The organism is Arhodomonas sp. KWT (assembly GCF_010993615.1).
In genome coordinates, this window is the sequence record NZ_WNXE01000901.1 from 1 (window position 1) to 690 (window position 690).

At 72.9% G+C, this 690-nt stretch carries 1 protein-coding gene; it reads right to left on the minus strand.

Annotation, left to right across the window (positions count from 1 at the left end; all coding sequences use genetic code 11):
• Window positions 1-690 (minus strand): fumarylacetoacetate hydrolase family protein (locus G7A99_RS23170; RefSeq protein WP_371807666.1); only part of this gene is annotated, 690 nt, incomplete at both ends.

Consider the following 690-nt stretch of genomic DNA (forward strand, 5'->3'; position numbering starts at 1 on the left):
TACTGGTGGTTGGCGTCGATGGTGGCGGCGACCAGGTCCGCCGGGTCGCGGCTGATCGACGCCATCGGGCTCGCGGCGTCCAGGCGGAAGCCGTCATCCCCGCCTTCCACGGTCAGCGCCACCTCCGCGGCGCGCAGGTCGTCCAGGCCGTAACCGTCGTCGAACAGCCGGATGAACGGCCCCAGCGCACAGCTCGCGTTATTGTCCTTGGCCCGCCCGAGCAGCAGCGCGGACCGCCCCTCCACGTCGCGGAGGTTGACGTCGTTCCCCAGGGTGGCGCCGACGGCGTTACCGCGGCTGTTCACCGCCAGGGCCACCTCGGGCTCGGGGTTGTTCCACCGCGACGCCGGGTGAACGCCGACGTCTGCACCGGTACCCACGGCGGAGAGCGGCTGGGCCTTGGTGAAGATCTCCGCGTCCGGGCCGATGCCGACCTCCAGGTACTGTGACCAGGCACCACGGGCGATGAGCGTCTCGCGCAGGGCGAGCGCGGCCTGCGAACCGGGCACCAGGGTCGAGAGGTCGGCGCCGACCAGCGCGTCGATCTCCTCGCGCACCGCCGCCGCCCGGCCGGGATCGCCCCCGGCGTGCTCCTCGATCACGCGCTCGAGCAGGCTCGCCACGAAGGTCACCCCGGAGGCCTTCACGGCCTGGAGGTCCACCGGCGCGATCAGGCACGGCAGTGCCGGG